Origin of the sequence: Microbacterium sp. B19 (genome assembly GCF_000333395.1) — a bacterium.
Lineage (GTDB): Bacteria > Actinomycetota > Actinomycetes > Actinomycetales > Microbacteriaceae > Microbacterium.
On the sequence record NZ_BADA01000036.1, the window covers coordinates 1 to 5,060 of the forward strand.

At 72.2% G+C, this 5,060-nt stretch carries 6 protein-coding genes; all 6 read left to right on the forward strand.

What is annotated here, in order from left to right:
- Positions 1–396, forward strand: a 396-nt coding sequence (locus I5G_RS19890; RefSeq protein WP_036325598.1) for an LLM class flavin-dependent oxidoreductase, incomplete at its 5' end; no start/stop codon positions are given.
- A gap of 338 nt (positions 397–734) precedes the next feature.
- Positions 735–1,232 carry an HNH endonuclease gene (locus I5G_RS01255; protein WP_022877431.1) on the forward strand — a complete coding sequence of 166 codons (498 nt, stop codon included), beginning with the start codon at positions 735–737 and terminating at the stop codon, positions 1,230–1,232.
- A gap of 229 nt (positions 1,233–1,461) precedes the next feature.
- Positions 1,462–2,019, forward strand: a complete 558-nt coding sequence (locus tag I5G_RS01260) for a cysteine hydrolase family protein (protein WP_022877432.1) — start codon at positions 1,462–1,464, stop codon at positions 2,017–2,019.
- An 84-nt stretch (positions 2,020–2,103) separates the two neighbouring features.
- Positions 2,104–2,844, forward strand: a complete 741-nt coding sequence (locus tag I5G_RS19895) for a hypothetical protein (RefSeq protein WP_022877433.1) — start codon at positions 2,104–2,106, stop codon at positions 2,842–2,844.
- Positions 2,844–4,388: a DNA polymerase Y family protein gene (locus I5G_RS01270; protein WP_026095564.1), complete on the forward strand. Its 1,545-nt coding sequence runs from the start codon at positions 2,844–2,846 to the stop codon at positions 4,386–4,388. Before I5G_RS19895 ends, I5G_RS01270 begins: the two co-directional genes overlap by 1 nt.
- A gap of 111 nt (positions 4,389–4,499) precedes the next feature.
- Positions 4,500–5,060: PHP domain-containing protein (locus I5G_RS19900; protein WP_036325599.1), on the forward strand; the 561-nt coding region annotated here is incomplete at its 3' end.

The window sequence follows — 5,060 nt, forward strand, 5'->3', positions numbered from 1 at the left end:
GAGCATTACCGCCTGGATGCCGCGCCCGCGCTGCCGAAGCCCGTCCAGTCCCCCGTCCCGGTCATCGTCGGCGGCGGCGGCCCGAAGCGCACGCCGGCACTCGCGGCGCGCTTCGCGACCGAATTCAACATCGGCTTCGTCCCGGAGGACGTCGTCGCCGAGAAGTTCGCCGTCGTGCGCGCGGCGTGCGAGGACATCGGTCGCGACCCCGCGTCGCTGAAGTTCTCCGTCTACGGCAGCCGCCAGGTCCAGGCGGGCGACACGGTCGCCGCCGGCCAGCTCATCGGCCTCGTCGGCTCGACCGGCAGCTCGACCGCCAACCACCTGCACTTCGAGGTGCACATCAACGGTTCCGTGGTCGACCCGTACGCCTGGCTCCAGCAGAACGCGGGCTGATCGCGCATCACAGACGGCGTGCCGGAGACGATCGTTCTCCGACACGCCGTCTGTCGTTTCCCTGTGGAGCGGACCCCGGGCGTGTCGCGGTGGGTTAGCCTGTTCGCGACGTCGGGAGAACCGAAGGGAACGCTGATGGACACCATGCCTCGCATCCGCACCATGGATGCGCTCGGGCTGCTCGTCCTTCGGCATCGTGTGAGCGGATGCCGCGGCCTCACCGCGACTTCTGGGGCGCTGTCTGCATAGACAGCGCCTTTTTTCATGCCCCAGCGCCTCTTCCACCGTCGCGAGTCGAACATCCGAGAAGCCGTCTCGGCCATTCGAGAGGAAACGGAATGCGCACACTGGTGCTGAACGCGGGCTACGAACCGCTCGCCGTCGTGTCGTTCAAGCGGGCCCTGGTGCTCGTGATGAACGAGAAGGCCACCGTCGTCGAACGCGTGGACGGTGATCCCGTCTGGGCGGCGGCGGGAACGTACGATCGCCCGGCGGTGATCATCCTCACCCGTTACGTCCGCGTGCCCGGCGCGCGTCGCGTGCCGGTGACCCGCCGCGGGGTCCTGCGTCGGGATGCGCACCGGTGCGCGTACTGCGGGAAGGCGGCGTCGACCATCGACCACGTGCTTCCCCGGTCGCGCGGGGGCAAGGACACGTGGGAGAACCTCGTCGCCTGCTGCCTGCGCTGCAACAACGTCAAGGGGGACCGTACGCCCCAGGAGATGATGTGGGAGCTGCGCCTGATCCCGGGGCCGCCGCACGGGTCATCCTGGACGGTGCGCGGCGTGGACAAGTCCGATCCGCGGTGGGAGCCGTACCTGGCGCTCGCGGCGTGAGGCGTCGCCCTCCGCGGCTGCGGGGGCGCGTGGCATCCGTTGGGCTTCGTTCGGTAGCGTCCGTCCGTCGGTGATTCGCGCAATGTCAGTTCCCGAGCGCCGTTCGCGACTGAGGTTGTGAGGATCACTGACGTCGTGCCGTCGCGAGTCTGGGCTCGCGGCGGTTTCCCGACGGTGGTCGTCCGCTCCGCTGCGCGCGCGGCATCGCGGTCGGTGGTGTGATGGAGGCATGACTCGTGCTCTCCTGGTGATCGACATGCAGCGCGGTTTCGACGACCTCGATTTCTGGGGCCCGACCGCCAATCCGGACTGCGAGGCGAACGTCGGTGCTCTCGTGGCGCGCTGGGAGGCGGACGGCGAGCCCGTCGTCGTGGTGCGTCACGACTCGCGTTCGGAAGGATCGCCGCTGCATCCGTCGTCGCCGGGCAATGCCCTGGTCGACGTCGTCGCGGCGGTGGAGCCGGCGCTGTTCCTCACCAAGAACGTCAACTCCGCGTTCTACGGTGACCCCGACCTGCACGCGTGGCTGGAGGAGCGCGGCATCCGGGAACTGGTGATCTGCGGCATCCAGACGAACATGTGCGTGGAGACGACGGCCCGGATGGCGGGCAATCTCGGTTACGACGTGACCGTCGTGCTGGATGCCACCCGCACCTTCGATCTGTCGGCCGAGGTCGCGGGCGCGGGGACCGTGACACGGTCGGCCGCCGAGCTCATGGCCGCGACCGGGTTGGTGCTGCAGCAGGGCGGATTCGCCCGGATCGCGCGGACCACCGACCTGATCTGAGCCGCCCGCGGCGATGTCGGAGGGTGATCGTATCTTCGAACCACAGGGATTGAGAGTGTAGAACACATGTTCTAACCTGTGGGAGTGAGGGCGATCGTGCGAGACCAGGCGGAGGCCGTTCCCGACATCCACGCGCTCCGGGATCGGCTCGAGCGGATGCAGGGGCGTCGCCTCGACGCACCGGTGCTGCCGACGCATCCCGCCTTCACCTCGTTGCTTCCCGGCGGCGGTCTGCGGTCGGGGTCGGCGTACGCGATCGCCCGCTCGATGTCGCTGCTGCTGGCGCTCATGGCTCGCCCCTCGCAGGACGGCGCGTGGTGCGGTGTCGTCGGCATGCCCGAGCTGGGCGCCGAAGCCGCCGAGAAGTACGGTCTCGACCTCGATCGACTGGTCTTCATCCCCGATCCCGGGCCGCGCTGGCTGGCGGTCACGGCCACGATCGCCGAGGTCCTGCCAGTCGTGGCGGTGCGCCCTCCGGCGGGGGTGAACACCGCCCGAGGGGGAGCAGAAGCCACCCGGCTCGCGGCGCGGTTGCGCGATCGCGGCACCGTGCTGCTGGTGCAGGGGCCGTGGCCGCAGGCGGAGGCCGTGATCGACGTCGCCGATCCGCGGTGGTCGGGGCTCGGGGAGGGGCACGGCTATCTCGCCGGGCGTGAGCTCACGGTGTCGGTGCGCAGCAAGCGCACGCCCGCGGCTCGGCGGGCGCGCATGCTGCTGCCCGCGGCCGACGGCTCGATCGAGCTGCTCGGCGCACCCACCGAGCGGCTCGTCCCGCGCGACGATGCGGGGTACCGTCCCGAGTACCGGGAGAGGGCGGCGGGATGATGCGCGAACCCACCCGCAGCCTCGTGCTGTGGCTCCCCGACTGGCCGGTGTCGGCGTACCGCCGCGAAGCGACACGGCCGCCACGGGCCGACGCGCCCCTGGCGGTGTTCGAGAACAACACCGTGGTCGCGTGCTCGGCCGCGGCGCGCGCTCAGGGAGTCCGGCGAGGCCAGCGCCGCCGCGATGCCCAGGCGCTCTGCCCGTCCGTCATCGTCGTCGCCGCAGACCCGGTCCGTGACGCGCGCGTCTTCGCCCCGGTGGTGGCGCTGGTGGAGGAGCGCGCCCCGGGCGTGCAGATCGTGCGCCCCGGACTCTGCGCCCTTCGGGCGCGCGGCCCGGCGCGGTACTACGGCGGCGAAGAGGAAGCGGCGCGCATGCTCGTTCGGCTCCTCGCGGCCGAGGGGTTCACCGACGCCCGCGCCAGCGTCGCCGACGGCGTCTTCACCGCCGAGCACGCCGCCCGCATCACGCGGGCCGACGACCCCGTGCGGGTAGTGCCCGGCGGGCAGGCGGCCGCGTTCCTCGCTCCGCTCCCGGTGACCACGCTCGACGACGTCGACCTGGCGAGCCTGCTCGCTCGTCTCGGCGTACACACCCTGGGGGAGTTCGCCGCGATGCCGGTCGAGCGCGTTCGCGAGCGTTTCGCCGAACGCGGGGCCCGACTCCACGCCCTCGCCTCCGGACGCGACTCCCAGCCCGTGCAGCCCCGCACGCCTCCGCCCGAACTGCACCGCGAGGTCGCCTTCGAGCCGCCGCTCGAACTCGCCGACCAGATCGCCTTCGGCATGCGCGTCGCCGCGGAGGAGTTCATCGCGCGCCTGGGGGAGCAGAACCTGGTGTGCACCGAGCTGCGCGTAGTGCTCTCGGGCGAACGCGGGGAGCGCAGCGAACGCGTGTGGCTGCACCCCGGGTCCTTCGACGCCGGAGCCGTGGTCGACCGCGTCCGGTGGCAGCTCGCGGAAGACGGTCGCGGCATCTTCGGCAGCGGGGTGGCGGGCGTGGCGATCGAGCCCGAGGCGGTCGACGACGCCGCCCACCACGCCAAGGGGCTCTTCGGCGCCGGTCCCGACGAGCGCGTCCACCACGCCCTTTCCCGCGTGCAGGCGATGCTCGGACACCGCGCCGTCGTCACCCCCGTCGTCGGCGGAGGACGCTGGCTGGCCGAGCGGCAGGTGCTGGTGCCGTGGGGAGACCGCGCGGTCACGGCGAAAGACCGTGCTCGGCCGTGGCCGGGGAGCCTTCCCGACCCGCTGCCGGCGACCGTGTATCCCGAGCCACGACTCGTGGAGGTCACTGACATCGCGGGAGCGTCGGTGACGGTGGGGGAGCGCGATGTGCTGAGCGCACCACCGGCGATCCTCGAGGCCGGAGGGCGACGGGTGCGAATCCGCGAGTGGGCGGGGCCCTGGCCGATCAGCGAACGCGGGTGGGATCCCCTGCGGCGACGGCGGGCCCACCGGTTCCAGGTGGTCGACGCCGACGGCGGTGCGTGGCTGCTCGTCGTCGAAGAGGGCGAGTGGCGGGCGGAGGGGCGCTATGACTGAGCGGCGGGCCGCGGCGCCCCTTCCGGCCGCGGATTCCAGCGCGCCGGCGACCCTCGCGTCGACGACGGCGCCCGCAGCCCCCGCCCGCGGGCCCGGGAGGGGCGGGCGCTGATGGGCTTCCACAATCCCCCCGTGAAGTGGTCGGAACTCGAACGCGCGCTGAGCGACACGCGCCGACCGGTCTCCGCCCCGGCGAACGGCGACGGCGGCGACAGCCCGGCGTGGTCACACAAGCGCGGCCCTTACGTTCCCCCGACGATCGAGCGCCCCGCCGACGCCGTCCCCTACGCCGAGTTGCACGCGCATTCGTCGTACTCCTTCCTCGACGGGGCGTCCTCGCCCGAGGAGCTCGTCGAAGAGGCCGAGAAGCTGGGGCTCCACGCGCTCGCCCTCACCGACCACGACGGGTTCTACGGCATCGTCCGCTTCGCCGAGGCGGCGGAGGCCCGCGCCGTGCGCACCGTCTTCGGCGCCGAGCTCTCGCTCGGGCTCCCGGGGCCGCAGAACGGTCAGCCCGATCCCGCCGGTTCCCATCTCCTCGTGCTCGCCCGCGGCGAAGAGGGGTACCACCGGCTCGCCGCGGCCATCACACACGCGCAGCTCTCCGGCGGCGAGAAGGGACGCCCGTTCTACGACCTCGCCGAACTGGCCGAACGCGCCGGGGGCGTACCG